Genomic DNA, 18,915 nt, shown 5'->3' with positions numbered 1-18,915 from the left:
ACGACAAAGCGTCTAGGGGCCTAGACTCGGTGGAGCATCACCGAGAGGAACCGGCCGTGCCATCCAGCGAGCTTGAGCGTATCGCCGCCATCGAGGACCCGTTCGTCCTGCTGCGCGCGGCCACCGAGCGGCTCAACGCCGCCCAGCAGGAAGTGGCCGAACTCGCGCGACTGCGGCGCAGGGTGATCCAGGACCTGCACGCCCAAGGCATGTCGTACGCCCAGATCGCCGAGGCGGCTGGCCTGACTCGGGGCAGGATCCACCAAATCCGGCACACCGGCCCGGCGCCGGAAGGGGCGTTCCTCGGCACGGGCACGCTCACAATCGCCACCCCGCTAAAGCAGGACGCGATCAAGGCGCGTCCGGTGGTGGCGATGGAGGATGTCACCGCGGGCAAGCGGCTGGAGGATCTGGCCCGGGGCTTCGGGTTGTCGGTGGAGTTGGAGCACGTCCCCCTCGGCGGGGACATCGATCTCAACCGGCCCAACCTGATCGTGATCTGCGGCCCGCGGCTCTCGCCGGTGATGGCGCAGATGTATGAGTCTGATCCGGTGCTGGAGTGGGTCAAGGCCGACGATGGGCCGTGGACGATCCGCGACAGCCGTACCGGCACCACCTATCGGTCTGGAGAGGACAGCGCCCCGGCCGCCAACGTGGACTACGCCTACCTTGGCCGGCTGGCCCGGCCGGACGGGAAGGGCAACGTGCTGGTGTTCACCGGTATCCATCCGCAAGGCACCCTCGGCGTCGTCAGCCTGATCGTCTCGGAGATCAACACGCTCTGGGGTCAGGTCGGCGAAGACCGGTTCTCCACGGTGGTGGGTGTGGAGTACGAACCGGCGACCGGGGAACCGGTCAAAGCGGAACTGGCCAGCCCGCTCTACCGGCACGAGGGGGACTAGGTGCGCGTCACCTTCGCCACCAAGCCCGTCAGCCTGAGCCGGCCGAATGAGGACTTCGTCGCGGCCACGCCCGATGCCGTGGTGCTGTTGGACGGCGCGGGTACGCCTGCCGGGTCGGAGTCCGGCTGCTCCCATGGTGTGGCGTGGTATTCGCGCATGCTCGGCTCGACGCTGCTGGCCTCGATGACGCAAAACACCGGGACTCTGACCGAGATCCTCGGTGAGGGCATCAAGGCCGTGACCTCCATGCATGACTTCACCTGCGATCTCGCCCACGCCGGCACGCCCTCGGCCACTGTGGTCATGCTCCGCCGTACCGGCGACATGCTGCAGTGGCTGGTGCTCGCCGACTCCGTCCTGATCCTGGACGTCGCCGATTCGGCTGAGCCGTTGGTCGTCTGTGATGACCGCGAGGCGGAGGTCGGCTCGCGTTACCGCAGCCGCATGGACGCCCTTCCCGGTGGCAGTCCGGAACACCAGCAGGCGCGCCGTGAGTACGTCGAAGCGATGCGGCAGCACCGCAACCGTGACGGCGGATTCTGGGTGGCCTCGGTGGAACCTCTCGTCGCAGAACAGGCCGAGACCGGTGCCCTACGCGCTGACAAGTTCCGTGCAGCCGCGTTGCTCAGCGACGGAGCGTCCCGCCTGGTCGACCGGTTCGGCCTAGCCACCTGGCGGCAAGCTCTCGATCTCCTCGACGCCGACGGCCCTGCTGAACTGATCCGCCGCGTTAGACACGCCGAACGCTCTGACCCGGATGGCAGTCGCTGGCCTCGCGGGAAGCCGTTTGATGACGCTACCGCCGTGTATGTGACGGTCGACGAAGACGCTGAGTGAGCGACACGAGACTCTTTGCGTCTATCCCCCTAGACAACCGCACCGCACCCTGCTTATCTTCTTTTGCATAGCCCCCTAGACAGTTCGTCACAGCGGCTCGCTGTAGCTGTCTAGGGGATCGACAGGAGATGAGCGATGGGTATTCGAGGTGCCATCCCGATCAGCTTCGAGGATGTGTTCCCGCACGGCTGCTACATGGTGGGGGAGGTCGACCAGGTCAGGGACTTCGAGGCCTCCACCGCAGGCAAACCGGTCTACGCCCGCGACAAGACGACCGGCGAGTTGGTCTGGCAGGTCACGGTGATCGACTGCGACCCCGAGGCGCGGGAGAAGACCGTCAAGGTCAAGATCCTGGCTCCGGGTCAGCCGGTGCCCCCGGCCCCGATGCCGGGCCTGCCCTTCATTCCGGTGGAGTTCGACCACCTCGCCGTCACCCCGTACGTCAACCGCAACGGCCGACTCACCTACTCGATCAAGGCGCGCCAGATGCGCGCTACCCGCACCACCGCCTCAACCGCCGCAGCTTCCGCCGCGGTCAAGCACACCACCGTCTCCGGAAAGGACGTCGCCTGATAGCACGCCGCAGGACACAACGCATCAGCACCATCACGCTCAACACCGGCAGCGGTGCCCGAGCGACCAACCACCCCTACCCGGCCCGCACCCCGGTCCTGTCCCTGGACTTTGGCGCCCTGTCGGTCCTGGTCACCACCTCCACCGGAGACGAGGTCACCGCCTCCGACCTGGAGTTCGCCCGCCAGTTCGCCCACCAGGCCCACCAGTTCGCCACCGGTGAACTGAAGCCCGCCAAGATCTCGGGCGAGGTGGACCGGCGAGTGGTGGTCAACCCGGCGCAGGCTCGGAAGCTGCTCGTCGCGGTGACGTACGTGGGGCGGTCACGCGGGACGATGCTGGCGGGGATGTTCGCCTGCATGTACTTCGCTGGTCTGCGGCCGGCTGAGGCGGCTGGGCTTCGGGAGAAGGATTGCCATCTTCCGGCAACTGGGTGGGGCCTGCTGACCTTGGAGGAGACACGGCCGGAGAGCGGGCGGCGGTTCTCTGACTCGGGGAAGACACACGACGTTCGCGGGCTCAAGCAGCGTCGGCGCAAGGCCATCCGGGACGTGCCGATCCCGCCAGGGCTGGTGATGATCCTCCGCGAGCACATCGAACGGCATGGCACCGCGGCTGATGGGCGGTTGTTTCGGACCGCGACGGGCGTCTTCTCCACGACGGCGTACGCCAAGGTCTGGAAGGAGGCACGGACGTACGTACGCGCTGACTCCTGATCAGGTGGCCTCGCCTCTGGCTGGCAGGCCGTACGACCTGCGCCACGCGGCGGTCTCACTCTGGCTCAACTCAGGAGTCCCGGCGCCGGATGTGGCCGAGCGGGCCGGGCACAGCGTGGATGTCCTGCTGCGGGTCTACGCCAAGTGCATCGACGGGCAACGCGAGATTGCGAACCAACGGATAGCCAGGGCATTGACGGCTAAAGGATTTCCCCGTGCCTGATCAGAAGCCATCCCAGGTTCGACAGCCCCACCACGGACCAACTAGGTGCCTGTAGTCGTCGCACCACGCGTCCTCGGGCGGCTCGCGGCGATCGGGTAGCCAGAGAAAGCCTCTCGACGAAATGAGCGGCCAGTCGATCACCATGACTTGTGCGCCACCGTCGATGGCCTCGGCTCCGCCCGCGACGATGGTGCCATCATCGACGGCATGCTCGCCGCAGGTGTAGTAGAGGCCCACCCATTGGCATCCGACGTTGTGATCACGCTGGGCCAGCTTCGCTGCGTAGTGTTCCAGACTCGACTGGGACAGTTTGAACCGCACCTGGAAGGGGACGTCCGCCTTGATCGCGAGGACGGATCCGACAAAGATCAGCGGCACCAGCAGCCAGCGAATCGTTGTCGGCCATCTTCTGGTCTCCTGGTGAGTGATGCGTAGAGTGCCGGCCAGGCGGATGATCCAGATGATGCCCAGAAAGCTCCATGCGAGGAACATGTAGACTAAGGCCTCCATGTATATGTACGGCACGCTGGTCAGGTAGAAGCTGATCAGCGCGGCCACCGTGGCGGTAGACAGGAAGAACCATCCAGGCGCTGCGGTCGCCGGCCTTTTGGGCGCCTTGGCCGCATCCTCGTGCAGATCTGTCACCATTACCGAAGGATGGCCCACAACGTGATCTCAGTCCAGGTAGGCCGTGATGAGCAGGAGGCGCTTCGGGTGACGGTGGCATGTGGGATTTCCGCTCTGGCTCAATCCCGGGGTACCGGCGCCGACGTGGCCGAGCGGGCAGGGCACGACGTGGACGTGCTGCTGCGGTTCTACGCCAACAAGCGGATAGCCGAGGTGCTGACCGCGTGAAGACGATCTACCATCGGAGGGTCGCGGTTATCCCGTGGCCCTCCGTTTTTGTGCCTCTGACCTGGGCAAACGCCCCCGGTTTCATCCCGCGTATATCCCGTGGGCACCCGCTGAGGGCTGCTTTTGGTGGCATCCGGCTGCGGGTGGCGTCAGGGGCCGATGAACGTAAAAGACCAGGTCAACGGCTAGATGACCTGGTCTCGGTGGCGCACCCTGCAGGATTCGAACCTGCGACCGTCGGATTAGAAGTCCGATGCTCTATCCAGCTGAGCTAAGGGTGCTCTCGGATAATTGTGCATGATCTGGGGAGCGTCCGTGCACCGGTTAAGGGGCGCGTCCGCTCGGCGTGGATGTTCACCACGGAGTCTATGGCCGGTGGCCGGTGAGGCTGATGACCACCCACATGAACAGGGTGCCCCCGATGGTCGCCAGGAGGGTCGCTCGCGTGGGGTGGTCGGTGGTGTGGGCTTCGGGGAGGATGTCGGCGGTGGCCAGGTAGAGCAGGAAGCCGCCGAAGAAGCCCAGGTAGGCGGCGAGTACCGGCTCCGGGATGTGGATCAGGAAGGTCAGCGAGGCGCCGACGATGGGAGCCACGGCGTCCAGGAGCACCAGGGTCGCGGCCCGCCGCCGGGCGTTGCCGTACAGGGTCGTGAGCGTGAAGGTGTTGAAGCCGTCGGTGAAGTCGTGCGCGATCACCGCGATGGCCACCACGAAGCCGAGCTCGCTCCCCGTCTGGAACGCGGCGCCGATCGCCGTGCCGTCGATCAGGCTGTGGACGACCAGGGCCGACCCGGCGCCGAGGCCGACGGCGGCGTGCCGGTGGCTGTGGCTGGCGTAGTGACCTTCCTGTACCTCGTGGACGGCCAGGGATCGTTCGATGACGTGGATCGTGAGGAAGCCGAGTGCGAGCGTGAGCATCGGCAGTGGCACGCCCAGCAGCCGGTACGGCGCGAGTTCGAGACTTTCGGGGATGAGGTCGAAGGCCACCACGCCCAGCATCACTCCGGCCGCCGCGCCGAGCACCATGTGCCGCCTGTCCTGGACGCGCAGGGCCACGATGCCGCCCAGGAGGGTCGTGACGAAGGCGGCGAAGGCCAGCACGATCGGCATGAGGCCACCGTAGACACCTAAGACGGTACCGAGCCGGGCAACACGCAAGATCAGGCTGGGGAGGGGGTGCCGCGGAGGGGGAGGCCGGCCTTGCGGTAGATGTCGTCGATCACCGTCATGTTTGCGATCGAGTCCTGGGGCGGGGTGAGGGGAGCGGTGCCGTCCTGTACGGCTGCCGCGAAGGCGCGGAGCTGGTAGGTGTAGGTGGCTTCGCCCGGTACGCGCTCGCGCCGCCGCAGCCCGTCGACCGTCACGGTGACGCGGTGGAAGTACTGCGGGGCTGCGTAGTTGGTGATGTGCAGTGTGCCGCGCGTGCCTTGGACGCGGGCGGCGATCTTGAGGAGCCGGCCGGACCACATCGAGGCGTTGATACGGCCTGTGGCGCCCGCGGGGAAGCGGAGATCGGCGGTCATGGCCCGGTCGACCCCGGGTGACTGAAGCTGGGCGGACGCCGAGACGACGGAGGGTTCGCCCGGGCCGAGAGTGCGGAGGCAGTGCACCGCGTAGCAGCCCGCGTCCATGAGCGCCCCGCCGCCGAGTTTCAGCGAGTAGCGGATGTCGGAGAAGCGGGGGAGTGGGAAGCACATCCAGGTCTCGACGTGCCTGATCTCGCCGAGTTCGGTCCGGACGATCTCCAGCGCCCGTTCCATCAGCGGGTGGTAGCGGTAGTGGAAGGCTTCCATGGCGACCAGGCCGGACTTCTCGGCCGCCTCCGCGACGGTCCTGGCCTCGTCGGCGTTGGACGTGAAGGGCTTCTCGCAGAGGACGTGCTTGCCCGCTTGCAGCGCGCGCAGCGTCCATTCGGCGTGCAGCGCGTTCGGCAGGGGGTTGTAGACGGCGTCGATGGACGGGTCGGTGACCAGAGCCTCGTACGAGTCGTGGACGACGGGGATGCCGTGCTTGGCGGCGAAGGCTTCGGCACGTGGGCGGTCGCGGGCGGCGACGGCCGCCACTTCTACCGTGTCGATGGATCGGGCCGGCTTGATCAGCGCGCTGGGGGTGATCCGGGCTGCCCCGAGAGTCCCGATTCGCATGATCGCATCATGCCAGACGGAGTGCCGGATCTATGCCCGCGCCCTGAGTCCATCGTGCGGAGTTCGCGAACGTTCGCCGGTTGCCCGACGTATGGGGCGCCGGCATCGCCGTACCTCTTCTCGCCGTCGCGGCGCCGAATGGACAAGCACCACACCGGGCGGTATGGGCAAGCATCACACCGGGCGGTATGGGCAGGCCGCCCGCCGGCGGTTGGTCGCCGTGCTGTTCGGCACGGCGGGGCGCACAGCTTCTCCTTGTCGGCCTGGTGGCGGATGCGTGTGGGCCGGGTGGGGTGGAACGCCGTCTGGTAAGGCGGGTGGTCGGCGGAGTAGGGGTACCCGGGAGTGTTTGGGGAGGGCTCCCGTGGTCGGTGAGGTGGGACTAAGATTTTGGGCCATGTTCGTCGGCACGGCTTCTCCTGAGATCTCACTGAATGGCGGTGATGTGACGGAGGGTGTCGTCCGCGTAGGCGACACCGTGCGGCGGCCGATGAGCGCGTCCAGCCCAGCCGTTCATGCTCTGCTGGAGCACCTTGAGGCGGTGGGGTTCGAGGGCGCGCCACGCGTGCTCGGCATCGACGAGCGGGGCCGCCAGATCCTCTCCTACGTTCCCGGCAGCGCGGCGACCCGTCCTCTCCAGCCGCACGCGGTGAGCGATGAGGCTCTGGTCGACCTCGCCGTGCTGGTACGGCGGTTCCACGACGCCGCCGAGAGTTTCGTATCCCCGCGGGATGCCGTGTGGGAGGGAGGCTCCGCCGATGACGCGGCGCCGGAGCTGATCGGTCATTGCGATATCACTCCTGAGAACGTGATATTTCGCGGGAAAAGGCCTGTTGCGCTGATCGACTTTGACCTGGCCCGCCCGACGACCCGGCTGTTCGACGTCGTTACCGCCTTACGGCACTGGGCGCCGATCGCGGATCCCCTTGATCGCGACCCTCTGCAGTGCGATCTCGACGTCGGCGCGCGGCTCAGGCTGTTCTGCGACGCGTACGGTTTCGGGGCGCGCGATCGGCGCCGGCTGCTGGAGGTGAGCCGCCTTCGCTTCGACCGCTCGTACGTCGCCATGCGCACGCGGGCGATGACGAAGGGCGGTGGCTGGGCCCGCATGTGGGAAGGTGGCGCCGGCGAGCGCATCCGCCGGGCTTCGGCCTGGCTCGACACCCACTGGGACGACCTCGACGCCCACCTTCACTGAACGAACCACGCAGAACCAAGGACGTAGGACGGAACGTGTAGGACGCAGCGCGCAAGCACCGGCCTGATGCGCAGCTTGTTCACAAGCGTCGACCGCCTCGGCTACGTCGATCCCTTCTTCTGGAAAGTCTGAACGATCACACGCACTGGGAAGTCGAAGACAGCCACCGCAGGGAACATCCGGTCATTCGTGAAGCCGGGGAATCCTGGGAAGCCGTTCATGAAGGCAGGGAACCCTGGGATGCCGTTCGCGAATTCGGGGAGCGCAGGGAACCCTGGGAAGTCGTTGGCGAATTCGGGGAGCGTGAGGAACCCGGCGAAGCTCGGAACAGCGAGTCGGTCGGCGAAGCCAGGAAAGAGCAGGGTCATGGGGTGGAGTGGGCGGGCGGTCGGGCTGCTCGCGGGGGTCGCGCTCGACGCGGTTGTCGCCGATCCGCAGAATCGCGCGCACCCGGTCGCGCTGTTCGGCCGCGCCGCCGCCGCGCTGGAGAGCCGCCTGTACGGGAAGGCGCGCGCGAGAGGCGTGGCCCACGTGGGGCTGTGTGTCGGCTCGGCGGTAGTCCTCGGGGTGGCGGCCGAGCGGCTGACCAGGCGTTCCGCGTCCGCTCGCGTGGCCGTCACCGCTGTGGCCACCTGGTCGGTGCTCGGTGGTACGACCCTGGCCCGCGAAGGGGCGTACATGGCGAGTGCCCTCGAATCGGGTGATGTCGCCGCCGCGCGCGCGAGGCTGCCCCACCTGTGCGGACGTGATCCGTCCGGCCTGTCCGAGGCCGAGCTGGCCCGCGCGACCGTCGAGTCGATCGCCGAGAACACCTCGGACGCCGTGGTCGCCCCGCTGGCCTGGGGCGCGGTGGCGGGCGTGCCCGGCCTGCTGGCCTACCGGGTGATCAACACGCTGGACGCGATGATCGGTCACCGCTCCGAGCGGTACGAGAGATTCGGCTGGGCCGCCGCCCGGCTCGACGACGTGGCGAACTACGTCCCGGCCCGGGTCACCGGGGTACTGGCCTGCGTGCTCGCTCCGCTGGTCGGCGGGTCGCCCCGCGCGGCGGCGGCCGTACTGCGCAGGGACGGTCACCGGCATCCCAGCCCCAACTCGGGCCGGTGCGAGGCTGCGTTCGCGGGCGCGCTCGGGGTCCAGTTGGGAGGCCGCAACGACTACGGCGGCCGGGTGGAGCACCGCCCCGAACTCGGCGACGGTCCCCGTCCCGCCGTAGGTGACATTTCCAGATCCGTACGGCTCGCGCGCGCGGTGAACCTCTCCTCCGCCGCACTCGCGGTCGCCTTGGCGTGGGCGCTGCGAGGCCGGCGCGGCAGGCGGCGATCGAGCATCCGATAGGCCGTCATCGAGCTGTCCGCGAAAGAAAGAGCCCCAGGGGCATCTCTCCGCGAATCCGGCTTCGTCGAGGTCTGAAGCATCCCTGCCCCGGCGGACTCCCGTACAAGGAAGGTCTCCTGGGCGCCTGGGTGCGGATTTGTGGGGTCTGGCATCTTTGGGGGGTGGTCAAAGGGACGATTCTGGTGGCGGGGACGACTTCGGACGCGGGCAAGAGCGTCGTCACGGCGGGCATCTGCCGATGGCTGGCACGCCGTGGAGTTCATGTGGCGCCGTTCAAGGCGCAGAACATGTCGCTCAACTCGTACGTGACCGCGGACGGAGCCGAGATCGGACGGGCGCAGGTCGCGCAGGCGCAGGCGGCCGGCATCGAGCCCGTCGCCGACATGAACCCGATCCTGCTCAAGCCCGGCAGCGACCGCCGTAGCCAGGTCGTCGTGCTCGGCAAGCCGCTCGCCGACGTGGACGCGATGGAGTACGGCGCTTACAAGGACCACCTCAGGACGGTCGCCCTGGAGTCGCTCAACCGGCTCCGCTCGGCGTACGACGTGGTGGTGTGCGAGGGGGCCGGCAGTCCCACGGAGATCAACCTTCGCAAGGGGGACATCGCCAACATGGGGCTGGCCCGCGCCGCCGGCATCCCCGTGATCGTCGTCGGGGACATCGACAGGGGCGGTGTCTTCGCCTCGCTGTACGGCACGCTGGCCCTGCTCGACGCGGGAGATCAGGCACTCATCAGCGGCTTTCTGATCAACAAGTTCAGAGGGGCGCCTGAGCTGCTCGAGCCCGGGCTGGACATGCTGCGGGAGCTCACCGGGCGTCCGGTGTACGGGGTGCTGCCCTGGCTCGACGGGCTCTGGATGGACCTGGAGGACTCCCTCGCGCTGGACAACCGCCCGGCCGACTTCGCCGCCGCGCAGCCGGGGGCGTCGGGGAGCCTTCGGGTGGCGGTGGTGCGGTACCCGAGGATCTCCAACTTCACCGACGTGGACGCCCTCGCGGCCGAGCCCGGCGTGGTGGTCCGGTTCGTCGCCTCGGCCGGCGACGTCGCCGAGATCAGGGAGGCCGACCTGGTCATCCTGCCCGGGTCTCGCGCCACGGTCTCCGACCTCGAATGGCTTCGCCGTACGGGCCTGGCGTCCGCACTACTCGACCGGCGGGGCCCCATTCTCGGGATCTGCGGTGGCTACCAGATGCTCGCGCGCTCGATCCGCGACGACGTGGAGTCCGGGGCTGGGCTGGTCGAAGGGCTCGGGCTGCTCCCAGCGACCGTGGAGTTCGCCCGGGACAAGACCCTTTCCCGGCCGATCGGCGAGGCGTACGGCTGCCGCGTCGCCGCCTACGAGATCCACCACGGACTCGTGACCCTCGACGGCCGAGCCGGCAGGGAACGGGAGCCAGTCCTGACCGGCCGAGGCGACGGGCAATCGGACCTGTTCCTGGACAGCGGAGACGGCAGGGCTACGGACGCCTTCCTGGACGGCGGAGTGGGCAGGAGGAAAGAGCCGATTCTGGACGGCCGGGGTGGCGGGGGAACAGAGCCGATTCTGGACGGCCGGGGTGGCGGGGGAACAGAGCCGATTCTGGACGGCCGGGGTGGCGGGGGAACAGAGCCGATTCTGGACGGCCGGGGTGGCGGGGGAAGGTGGTCGTCGCTGGATGGCGGGGACGACGCGGACGTCGAGCCGTTTCTCGATGGCTGCCGGGTGGGCGCGGTGTGGGGGACCACCTGGCATGGGGCGCTGGAGAACGACGGCTTCCGTCGCGCCTTCCTGGCAGACGTCGCCGCGAGGGCGGGCAAGGACTTCGCTCCCGCGCCCGGCGTCTCGTTCGCGGCGCTCAGGGAACGGCATCTGGACGCGCTAGGCGATCTGATCGAGCGCCATGTCGACACCGACGCGCTGCTCGCCCTCATCGAGAAGGGCGCCCCGGCGGGCCTGCCGGCGCTACCTCCCGGAGCGAAGTAGTCCGCCCGCGCTGCCTGCCGGAGGTGGGTGATGGGCGTGTGGGAGAATCATCGCGTGCTGGTATATGACGGCGATTGCGGGTTCTGCCAGCGTTGTATCGACTTCGGGCGCAGGCATCTTCCCGTGATGCCGCGGGTGAGCCGATGGCAGGAGCTCGACCTGGGCGACCACGGGCTCACCTTCGACGAGGTGACCCGGTCCGTACAGCTGCTCGGTCCCAACGGTCTTCGTGCCTCGGGTGCCCGTGCCGTCGCGCTGCTGCTCGCCGTACAACCTGTAGCCTGGTGGCGCGCGGCCGGGCAGATCATGCTCGTGCCTCCGGTGAGCTGGGCCGCGGAGGCGGTGTACCGCCTGGTCGCCCGCAACCGCCACCGGCTCCCGGGCAGCACCGGCACCTGCGCCGCCGGCCGCTGACCCCCCGCCAGCCCCGCCGGCCGCTGATCCCCTGCCAGCCCCGCTGATTCTGCTCCAGTACCGGTTCGGTCTGTCGCTCGATCGAGGCGCCCTGGACGACCTCCCCGGTGTCGGGGTCGAACGGCGGGAGTCCCGACGCTGCCCTCCGATCTGGTCGAATCGTCGTCAGGAGGGCCGCCAGCGCCGGATGAGCTGATCGGCGAGGCCCGGCAGGTCCGATGCGACGAGGTTCGGCTGCGGCAGGGAGTCGACGGGCAGGGGAGCGTTGCCCGGCCGGGCGACGAGGCCCGCGGTGTAGCCGGCGCTCTGCGCTCCCACCGTGTCCCAGACGTGTGCCGCGACCATGAAGCACGTGGACGGCGGCACCCTCAGGCCCTGGGCCACCAGGTGGTAGACCTGCGGGGCGGGCTTGTAGGCGCGGGTGGTCTCGATGGTGAACTGCCGCTCGAAGAAGTGCGCCAGCCCGGCGTGTTCCAGCGGGCTCCGCCCTTGTGGGTTGGACGGCGAGTTCGTCAGCGTCACCATGCGGAAGCCCGCGTCCTTCAGCCGGCTCAGGCCCGGTTCCACGTCCGGATGGGCGGGCATCGTGAGCATGCCCGTCCTGAGCTCCTCGATGTCGGCGTCGGTGACCCGCACCCCATGGATCTCGCCCACCATCCGCAACAACCCTTGGCCCAGGGTGAAGAACCCCTCGTAGAGACCCGAGAGGGTGATCGTCATCGAATACATGATCAGGTGACCGAGCCACTCGCGCATGACGCGCCTGTCGCCGAAGATCCTCTCGAAGAGCGGGCTCATCGACTCGAAGTCGATGAGCGTCTCGTTGACGTCGAACACGAGGACCGAAGGTTCTCCACCGATCCACTCGGCGGACCTTGAGGTCTGCCGGGCTCCGGATGTTCCCAGGTCATGGTTCATCGGTCGCGTCCCCTTCTGCGCAAGTGATCTCGACCGGCCGCACACGGCCACACGGCCACAGGATCGCCCCGCCCGATCCGCGAGTCGGGCCCGCACGCGCCGCGCAGGGCGTCCTCGCTCGGCACGAGGACGCGGATCACTTCGAAGGATCACAGCACCGCCGCCGCGGCCCCCGGTGCCACGCCTTGATCTGCGGAAGCTTGTACATCTATGGAGGCAATCGGTCCGGGTCGGCAAACCGATCGTGATCCGGCCGCCTCCCCCAGGAGGTGCCATGCCTGCACGCTGACCCGGACGCTTCGACACAGGTCGAATCGACGACGCCAGGCCGCCACGGCCAAGGCGGCGATCACCCGACGGCTGTTCCCGTCAGACCCAAGACCGCGATGCAGGGGTCCGCCTTATGCCTGGCTTTATCTAGCAGATAGGTTGAATAGATAGCTTGACCTGCGCCTTCACCGCACAATGAGATCGTTTGGGGGCATCATGACAGGAAGGCTCAGACCGTCCTCGATACGGGCCCGCTACACGGTCACCACGGCCGTGCTCTTTCTGATCACCTTCACGCTGATCGCGTTCGGCATCGACTACACGGTCCGGCTCAGGATCGAGGCCACCACCTTCACGGAGACGGAGCGCGTGGCCACGGACTGGATCGCGTCGCTGCGGCCCGGCAGTATCCAGCCGACCCCCACGCGCTACGTGAACCTTCTCCAGCTCGTCGACTCCCAGGGCCGGGTCGTGGAAGCCAGCGCGCCACTGGCGGGCAGGCCGCCTCTGAGCTCGGTACGGCCCGCCGTCGACGACCGGATCCTGAACCGCGTCGAATGCTCCACGTACGACGGGTGCGTCATGTTCACCGCGATCCGCGTCCCTCCCCAGGTCGCCCGCCAGGTCTGGGGCGGGGAGACCCACTTCGTCTACGCGGGGACGTCTCAGCCGCGCATCCTGGCGGAGTATCACCTGGAGCTCGCCGCCGCCGCCGGCACCCTGCTGGCCACGGTCCTCGCGGCGTGGACGACCTGGATCGTCGTGGGCCGGACGCTGCGTCCCATCAAGGCCATCCGCGAGAAGACCTCCGAGATCACGGTGACCGACCTGAGCCTGCGGGTGCCCCAGCCCCCCGGCAGGGACGAGATCGCGCAACTCGCCCGCGCCTCCAACCAGACCCTCGCCCAGCTCGAAACGGCTGTGCGGCAGCTACGCCACTTCGCCTCCCTGGTCACCCACGAGCTCAGGTCCCCGATCGCCGGTCTGCGCGCCCAGTTGGAGGAGGCGATGCTGTACCCGGGAGAGGTGGATCCGCGCACCACGATCCAGACCGCGCTCGCGACCACCGAGCGGTGCGAAGCGATCATCAACGAGGTGCTCACCTACGCCCACATCAGGACCGCCGTACCCGCGCCGCACGAGCGTGTCGACCTCGGCGCGCTGGTGCGGCAGGAGGTGGCGACCCGCGTCAGGGGCGTGCCGGTGCGCGCCCACGTCAACCACGACGTGCAGGTCATCGGCAACCCGCTGCACCTGACCGGGCTCCTGACCAACCTGCTGGTCAACGCGCAGCGGCACGCCGCCACCGAGGTCGAGGTCACCGTCGACCACTCCGACGGCCAGGCCGTGGTCACCGTGACCGACGACGGCGACGGCATCGCACCGGAAGATCGTGAACGGGTCTTCGAACCCTTCATCAGACTCAAGGACGGCCGGCGCCGCGATCCCAACGGCAGCGGGCTCGGCCTCGCCATCTGCCGCGAGACCGCCGGCAGCCACCACGGAACCCTCCGGATCGAGGACTCGCCCAAAGGCGCCCGGTTCGTCCTCCGGCTGCCCGCCGTCGACGAACCACCCGGCCCATGACCATCGACGAACCGCCCGGCCCATGACCAGCCGTCGACGAACCACCCGGCCATGACCCGGCCGAGCCGTCAGAGCCGCCGCGTCCCTGCCGGCGTACGTCGGTAGAGCTTCCTTTGCCCAGACGTTGCCGGTTACGGGAAACGAAGGGGCTCCCAACTGTCCATGTCCGGTCCTACCGGGACACCGGGCCCCGGCGTCAGGATTCGACGCATGACAGCAGTGGTGGAAACCGAGGGGCTGACCAAGTTCTACGGTAAGCGCCGGGGGCTGGAGGATCTCACCCTGGAGATCCGTCCCGGCGAGGTGTTCGGGTACCTCGGCCCGAACGGCGCCGGCAAGACGACGACGATCCGCCTGCTCCTCGACGTGATCCGTCCCACGCGCGGCACCGCCCGCGTGCTCGGCGCCGACCCCCGTGACGCGTCCGTCCGGAGCCGCATCGGCTACCTCCCCGGCGAGCTGGCCCTCGAAGGCCGGGAGAAGGCGGGCGAGTACCTCCACTTCCTGGCGGGAGTGCGGGGGGGCGTGCCCAAGGGAAGCATCGACGTGCTGGCCGAGCGGCTGGAGGCCGACCTCTCCGTGCGGATGGGCCAGCTCTCCAAGGGCAACAAGCAGAAGGTCGGCCTGATCCAGGCGTTTATGCACGAGCCCGAGTTCCTGATCCTCGACGAGCCGACCAGCGGTCTTGACCCCCTCGTCCAGCAGGAGTTCCTCTCGATGGTCCGCGAGGTCCGCACGGCGGGGCGTACGGTGCTCATGTCGTCCCACGTCCTCGCGGAGGTCGAGCACGTCTCCGACCGGGTGGGCATCGTCAGGGGCGGCAGGCTCGTCGCCGTGGAGGACGTCGCCGCGCTGCGCGAGAAGGCCGTGCGCCGGGTGGAGTTCCACTTCGACGCCCCGGTGCCCGAGGAGGCGTTCCGTGACCTGCCGGGAGTGCGCGACCTCAAGGTCACGGGCGCGAGCGTGAGCTGCACCATCGACGGCCGTCCCGACGCGCTGATCAAGGCGGCGGCGCGTTTCACCGTCGTCCACATGGTCAGCGCGGAGCCGGACCTGGAAGAGATCTTCCTCACCTACTACAGCGAGGACGTGCACCATGCCCATGTTGGTGCGTAAGACCCTGCGCGACTACCACCGCGCGATCATCGGCTGGGCGGTAGGCATCTGCCTCTTCGCGGGGCTGTACACGTCCTTTTTCCCCCAGATGCACGAAAATCCAGCCTTTTACAACCAGGCGGCGCTCGCGAAGTACCCCGACAGCGTCCGGAAGCTGATGGGCGGGCTGGAGAACATCGCCAGCGGCACCGGCTTCCTCCAGGCCGTCGTCTACCAGCTGTTCGTACCCCTGCTCTTCATCATGTGCGCGGTGATCCTCGGCAACAAGGCCATCGCGGCGCCCGAGGAGTCCGGTACGCTGGAGCTGACCCTCACGCTGCCGCTGGACCGCAAGCGGCTCGTGCTGGAGCGCTTCGCCGCGCTGGCCATCGGGCTGCTCGGCATCGCGATCGCCTCGCTCGCCGTGATCGTCGTCCTCGGGTCGGCGGTGGGCCTCGGGGTGCCCTTCGGAAGGATCCTCGCGGCGCACACCGGCCTGTACCTGCTGGTCCTGCTCTTCGGGGCGCTCGCGGTGGCCGTGGGCGCGGCGACCGGCCGCAAGGCCCTCGCCATGTCGGTCGCCGGCGCGTACGCGGTGGCGGGGTACGTGGTGAACGCGCTGGCCGCCGACGTCGAGGCGATGAGATGGCTGAGCCGGCTCTCGCCGTTCCACTACTACAGTGAGGGGAATCCGCTGGTCAACGGCTTCCCGGTGGGCGACTACCTGGTGCTGCTCGCCGCGACCGCCGTGCTGGTGCTGACCTCGGTGCTCTCCTTCGACCGGCGTGACGTAGGAGTCTGATGGACGTTCTCGCTCACGTGAGCGAGGCCACCGGGGTGCCCGCCGACCTGCTCGGCGGGTACCTGTCGGTGCTCACGGCCGCCTCCTCCACGGGCCGCTTACCCGGCCGTGACGCCATAGAGGGGCTGCGCGCGCTCGGGACGGCCGCCGCCGAGCGCGGCGTGCCGATGCGCTCGCTCACCGACGCGTGCCTGCTCGCCTGGGAGCTCACCTCCCGCCCCGCCGACGCCCCCGTCCTCGGAGCGGTACGCCGGGCCGTGGCGGCGTACTTCGACGGGTACGAGGAAGCGCAGCTCCAGGCGATCCGGCAGGAGGAGGAGGCCCGGCGGGAGTTCATCGGCGACCTGCTGCAGGGACGGGCGGACCGGCTGGCCGAGCGTGCCGAGCACTTCGGGCTCCGGCTGGCCGAGGCATACGTGGTGGCCGTGGCCAGGGACGTCAAGCCGATCGCGGACGGCGACCCGCTCATCCGCCGGATCGAGCAGGCGCTCATCGCCCGGTTCGGCTCGCACAACGTCCTGATCGCGGCCCGCGACGGGCTGCTGGTCTGCGTGGCGCCCGCCACCCTGACGGCGGCCACCGGCGAGTTCACCCACCACGTGCGCGGGAGCCTCGACGCCGGCTGGCGGGTGGGCATCGGCCGTCCGCACCGCGGCCCGGGAGGCGTGGTGACGTCCTTTCGCGAGGCGAGCGACGCGATCGGGCTGGGGGAGAGGCTCGGCCTGCGGCCCCAGGTCCTCAAGGCGGCCGACCTGCTGGTCTTCCCGGTACTGCTGCGCGACCGCGACGCCATCGAGGACCTCGTCGCGACCGTGCTGAACCCGCTGCTGCACGCGCGCGGCGGCCCCGGGCCCCTGCTGGAGACGCTGGACGCGGTCTTCGGCGCCCAGGGCAACCAGACCGCCGCCGCCCGCAGGCTCGGCATCAGCACCCGGGCGGTCACCTACCGCCTGGAGCGCATCCGGCGGCTCACCGGCTTCTCTCCTGACGATCCGACCCAGCGCTTCACGCTGGAGACCGCCGTCCTCGGAGCCCGCCTCCTCGGCTGGCCGCAGGACACCGGTTCCTAGACGTCCCGCGCCGCGGCGGTACGTAGGAGATGACAGTGGTTTACCGGCTTTGTAAGCTCTGTCCGGGAATGGGGAGCGTGGCCTACCATACGGAGCGTGATCACCCCCCTCCGCCTGGTCCGCAGGTCTATCGGGACCCTTGTGGGGTTGGGCGGCGTCACATGCTGCCTGACCATGCTCTTCCTGAGTTCCCGCCTTCTCATGGACATCGGAGGGAGTTGCGCCTCCGGTGGGCCGTACGTGGTGGCCACGCCGTGTCCGGACGCGATCGGGTGGATCATGCCGGTGTCCATCGTCGGCGGGCTCGCGGCGGTGGGGATCTACGCCGTCAGCCTCCTCCCGGTGGGTCCCCGGCTGATCCCGCTGGCCTGGCCCGCGCTGTTCCTCAGCCTCGGCTGGAACTTCCTGGAGTCCTCGCTCGAAGGGCCCGGCGTTGAGGCCGCCTTCCTGATCTGCGCCGTGGTCTTCGCGTTCATGGGCGGCGTGCCGCTCTTCTTCATGCTCAACCGGGACGGGTTGCGCGTGCTGTTCTGGGGACCGTCGCCGAAGCGCGCGCCCACGCCTCCCAAGGGAGGGGTGCGGTGGACGACCTCGGTCGTGCTGCCCGGAGAGAACGGCCGGCCCGGCGACGACCGGCGCGTCCAGGACGACCTGCCCGGTGCGGGCGACCCGTTCGGTGCCGGCGACCGGCCGAGGGACGCACCCGTACACCTGGCGCCCGCCGGGCCGCGCTTCGTCGAGCTGACCCCGCAGGACGCCACGACGGGCGACGGCTCCGGCGACCTGGTCGGCCAGCTCGAACGGCTGGCGGTACTGCACGAGACCGGCCGGCTCGACGACGACGAGTACGCCGCCGCCAAGGCCCGCCTGCTGAACGGCTCCCGGTGACCCCCGAGCCGGTCCTTGCCAAGGGAGCACGATGAACAACGAGACCGCGCTGCGCGCCTGGGCGATCGCGCTCAGCCTGATCGCGATCGCCGGGGGCGTCTACCTGGGCGTTCTCATCTTCGATCTCGCGACGTCCGGCTGACCTCAGGGGATCAGCAGGAGCTTGCCCGTCGTACGGCGGCCTTCGAGGTCGTCATGGGCCTTGCCCGCGTCGGCCAGGGGGTACTTGTTCGAGATGTGGACCTTGAGGGCGCCGGAGGCGACCCAGCCGAGCACGTCCCGCGCCCGCCCGAGCAGTTCCTCGCGCGTGGCGGCGTAGTGGGCGAGGGTGGGCCTGGTCAGGAACAGCGAACCGCCCTGGTTCAGCCGCTGCGGGTCGAACGGCGGCACCGGCCCGCTCGCCGCCCCGTACAGGGCGAGCATGCCGCGCGGCCGCAGTGAGGCCAGGCTCCCCTCGAAGGTCGCCGCGCCGACGCCGTCGTAGACGACGTGCACGCCCTGGTCTCCGGTCAGCTCGCGCACCGCCTCGGCGGAGCCCTCGTACGGGATCACGTCGTCGGCGCCGGCCTCCCTGGCCAGCTTGGCCTTCTCCTCGGTCGACACCGTGCCGATCACCCGGCCTCCCCGGAGCTTGACCATCTGGGTGAGGAGCAGCCCCATGCCGCCCGCCGCCGCGTGGACGAGCACGTCGTCCCCGGTCTGCACGGCGTACGTCGAGTGGGTGAGGTAATGGGCGGTGAGCCCCTGGAGGATCACGGCCGCCGCCAGCTCGAAGGACAGATCATCAGGAAGCGGGATCACCCGGGCGGCGGGGACGGCGGCCTTCTCCGCGTAGCTGCCCAGCACCCCCTGCCAGCCCACCCGGTCGCCGACCGCGACATCCGTGACGTTCGCCCCCACCGCCGCCACGGTGCCCGCGCCCTCAGACCCGACGCCGAACGGCGCCTGGAGCGGGTAACGGCCCTCGCGGTGGTAGACGTCGATGAAGTTGACGCCGCTCGCCGCCACGTCGACCAGCACGTCATCGGGCCCTGGCACGGGATCGGGCACCTCGGTGTACTCGAGCGCGGACGACCCACCAGGGCTGGAGACGACGATGGCATGCATGACGCTGGACTCCT

General features: G+C 69.1%; 21 protein-coding genes and 1 tRNA gene. 14 read left to right on the top strand and 8 right to left on the bottom strand.

What is annotated here, in order from left to right:
• Positions 1–56: 56 nt before the first annotated feature.
• The 3 genes from ACOZ38_RS36295 to ACOZ38_RS36285 all read left to right on the top strand — a co-directional run bounded on the left by ACOZ38_RS36295 (position 57) and on the right by ACOZ38_RS36285 (position 2,312).
• Positions 57–902, top strand: a complete 846-nt coding sequence (locus ACOZ38_RS36295) for a sigma factor-like helix-turn-helix DNA-binding protein (RefSeq protein WP_424535509.1) — start codon at positions 57–59, stop codon at positions 900–902.
• Positions 903–1,739: an integrase gene (locus ACOZ38_RS36290; protein ID WP_424535508.1), complete on the top strand. Its 837-nt coding sequence runs from the start codon at positions 903–905 to the stop codon at positions 1,737–1,739.
• A gap of 135 nt (positions 1,740–1,874) precedes the next feature.
• Complete coding sequence (locus ACOZ38_RS36285; RefSeq protein WP_424535507.1) at positions 1,875–2,312, top strand: plasmid replication, integration and excision activator; 438 nt, start codon at positions 1,875–1,877, stop codon at positions 2,310–2,312.
• Positions 2,313–2,388: 76 nt separating this feature from the next.
• On the opposite strand, the gene ACOZ38_RS36280 is transcribed toward ACOZ38_RS36285, so the two are convergent.
• Positions 2,389–2,586, bottom strand: a complete 198-nt coding sequence (locus ACOZ38_RS36280) for a hypothetical protein (RefSeq protein WP_424535506.1) — start codon at positions 2,584–2,586, stop codon at positions 2,389–2,391.
• Between ACOZ38_RS36280 and ACOZ38_RS36275 the strand changes: the two genes are divergently transcribed.
• A complete protein-coding gene (locus tag ACOZ38_RS36275; RefSeq protein WP_424535505.1) occupies positions 2,576–3,028 on the top strand; it encodes a hypothetical protein in 453 nt (150 codons plus the stop codon). The two genes, ACOZ38_RS36280 and ACOZ38_RS36275, sit on opposite strands and share 11 nt — an antisense overlap.
• Before the next feature lie 223 nt (positions 3,029–3,251).
• Here the strand turns inward: ACOZ38_RS36275 and ACOZ38_RS36270 are convergent, their stop codons facing one another.
• Complete coding sequence (locus tag ACOZ38_RS36270) at positions 3,252–3,899, bottom strand: hypothetical protein (protein ID WP_424535504.1); 648 nt, start codon at positions 3,897–3,899, stop codon at positions 3,252–3,254.
• A gap of 21 nt (positions 3,900–3,920) precedes the next feature.
• Here ACOZ38_RS36270 and ACOZ38_RS36265 point away from each other — a divergent pair, with 21 nt between their 5' ends.
• Positions 3,921–4,106 (top strand): hypothetical protein, encoded by a 186-nt coding sequence (locus ACOZ38_RS36265; protein WP_424535503.1) that lies wholly within the window; start codon positions 3,921–3,923, stop codon positions 4,104–4,106.
• 204 nt (positions 4,107–4,310) lie between these two features.
• Here ACOZ38_RS36265 and ACOZ38_RS36260 read toward each other — a convergent pair.
• From ACOZ38_RS36260 to ACOZ38_RS36250, 3 genes are all read right to left on the bottom strand, one after another.
• Positions 4,311–4,387: transfer RNA gene (locus ACOZ38_RS36260), tRNA-Arg, on the bottom strand.
• An 85-nt stretch (positions 4,388–4,472) separates the two neighbouring features.
• Positions 4,473–5,216, bottom strand: a complete 744-nt coding sequence (locus tag ACOZ38_RS36255) for a ZIP family metal transporter (protein WP_424535502.1) — start codon at positions 5,214–5,216, stop codon at positions 4,473–4,475.
• A 50-nt stretch (positions 5,217–5,266) separates the two neighbouring features.
• A complete protein-coding gene (locus ACOZ38_RS36250) occupies positions 5,267–6,250 on the bottom strand; it encodes a Gfo/Idh/MocA family protein (protein WP_424535501.1) in 984 nt (327 codons plus the stop codon).
• Between the two features lie 364 nt (positions 6,251–6,614).
• Here ACOZ38_RS36250 and ACOZ38_RS36245 point away from each other — a divergent pair, with 364 nt between their 5' ends.
• Positions 6,615–7,448, top strand: a complete 834-nt coding sequence (locus ACOZ38_RS36245) for a phosphotransferase (protein WP_424535500.1) — start codon at positions 6,615–6,617, stop codon at positions 7,446–7,448.
• A 101-nt stretch (positions 7,449–7,549) separates the two neighbouring features.
• On the opposite strand, the gene ACOZ38_RS36240 is transcribed toward ACOZ38_RS36245, so the two are convergent.
• Positions 7,550–7,816 carry a hypothetical protein gene (locus ACOZ38_RS36240; protein WP_424535499.1) on the bottom strand — a complete coding sequence of 89 codons (267 nt, stop codon included), beginning with the start codon at positions 7,814–7,816 and terminating at the stop codon, positions 7,550–7,552.
• Here ACOZ38_RS36240 and ACOZ38_RS36235 point away from each other — a divergent pair.
• The 3 genes from ACOZ38_RS36235 (at position 7,815) to ACOZ38_RS36225 (ending at position 11,164) form a co-directional block, all read left to right on the top strand.
• On the top strand, positions 7,815–8,786 hold the full coding sequence (locus ACOZ38_RS36235; protein WP_424535498.1) for a cobalamin biosynthesis protein: 972 nt from the start codon (positions 7,815–7,817) through the stop codon (positions 8,784–8,786). The genes ACOZ38_RS36240 and ACOZ38_RS36235 overlap by 2 nt on opposite strands.
• Before the next feature lie 176 nt (positions 8,787–8,962).
• Positions 8,963–10,750, top strand: coding sequence for a cobyric acid synthase (locus ACOZ38_RS36230; protein ID WP_424537152.1), 1,788 nt, complete (start codon positions 8,963–8,965; stop codon positions 10,748–10,750).
• A gap of 30 nt (positions 10,751–10,780) precedes the next feature.
• Entirely contained in the window at positions 10,781–11,164 is a 384-nt protein-coding gene (locus ACOZ38_RS36225) for a thiol-disulfide oxidoreductase DCC family protein (RefSeq protein WP_424535497.1), read from the top strand.
• Positions 11,165–11,329: 165 nt separating this feature from the next.
• On the opposite strand, the gene ACOZ38_RS36220 is transcribed toward ACOZ38_RS36225, so the two are convergent.
• Positions 11,330–12,082, bottom strand: coding sequence for a haloacid dehalogenase type II (locus ACOZ38_RS36220; protein WP_424535496.1), 753 nt, complete (start codon positions 12,080–12,082; stop codon positions 11,330–11,332).
• Positions 12,083–12,568: 486 nt separating this feature from the next.
• On the opposite strand from ACOZ38_RS36220, the gene ACOZ38_RS36215 reads away from it, so the two are divergent.
• From ACOZ38_RS36215 to ACOZ38_RS36195, 5 genes are all read left to right on the top strand, one after another.
• On the top strand, positions 12,569–13,939 hold the full coding sequence (locus ACOZ38_RS36215) for a sensor histidine kinase (RefSeq protein ID WP_424535495.1): 1,371 nt from the start codon (positions 12,569–12,571) through the stop codon (positions 13,937–13,939).
• A 210-nt stretch (positions 13,940–14,149) separates the two neighbouring features.
• Positions 14,150–15,055, top strand: a complete 906-nt coding sequence (locus ACOZ38_RS36210) for an ABC transporter ATP-binding protein (protein WP_424535494.1) — start codon at positions 14,150–14,152, stop codon at positions 15,053–15,055.
• Positions 15,036–15,836, top strand: coding sequence for an ABC transporter permease subunit (locus ACOZ38_RS36205; protein WP_424535493.1), 801 nt, complete (start codon positions 15,036–15,038; stop codon positions 15,834–15,836). The genes ACOZ38_RS36210 and ACOZ38_RS36205 overlap by 20 nt, the downstream gene beginning before the upstream one ends.
• On the top strand, positions 15,836–16,906 hold the full coding sequence (locus ACOZ38_RS36200) for a PucR family transcriptional regulator (RefSeq protein WP_424535492.1): 1,071 nt from the start codon (positions 15,836–15,838) through the stop codon (positions 16,904–16,906). Before ACOZ38_RS36205 ends, ACOZ38_RS36200 begins: the two co-directional genes overlap by 1 nt.
• Positions 16,907–17,080: 174 nt before the next feature.
• Positions 17,081–17,794: an SHOCT domain-containing protein gene (locus ACOZ38_RS36195; RefSeq protein ID WP_424535491.1), complete on the top strand. Its 714-nt coding sequence runs from the start codon at positions 17,081–17,083 to the stop codon at positions 17,792–17,794.
• Positions 17,795–17,938: 144 nt separating this feature from the next.
• On the opposite strand, the gene ACOZ38_RS36190 is transcribed toward ACOZ38_RS36195, so the two are convergent.
• The gene (locus ACOZ38_RS36190) at positions 17,939–18,901 is read right to left on the bottom strand and encodes a quinone oxidoreductase family protein (RefSeq protein WP_424535490.1); all 963 of its coding nucleotides are present in this window, start codon (positions 18,899–18,901) and stop codon (positions 17,939–17,941) included.
• Between the last annotated feature and the right edge of the window lie 14 nt (positions 18,902–18,915).

The organism is Sphaerisporangium viridialbum (assembly GCF_049674955.1).
Lineage (GTDB): Bacteria > Actinomycetota > Actinomycetes > Streptosporangiales > Streptosporangiaceae > Sphaerisporangium > Sphaerisporangium viridialbum.
The sequence above is the reverse complement of the archived record's forward strand: the minus strand, read 5'-3'. Positions and strand labels throughout refer to the sequence as shown.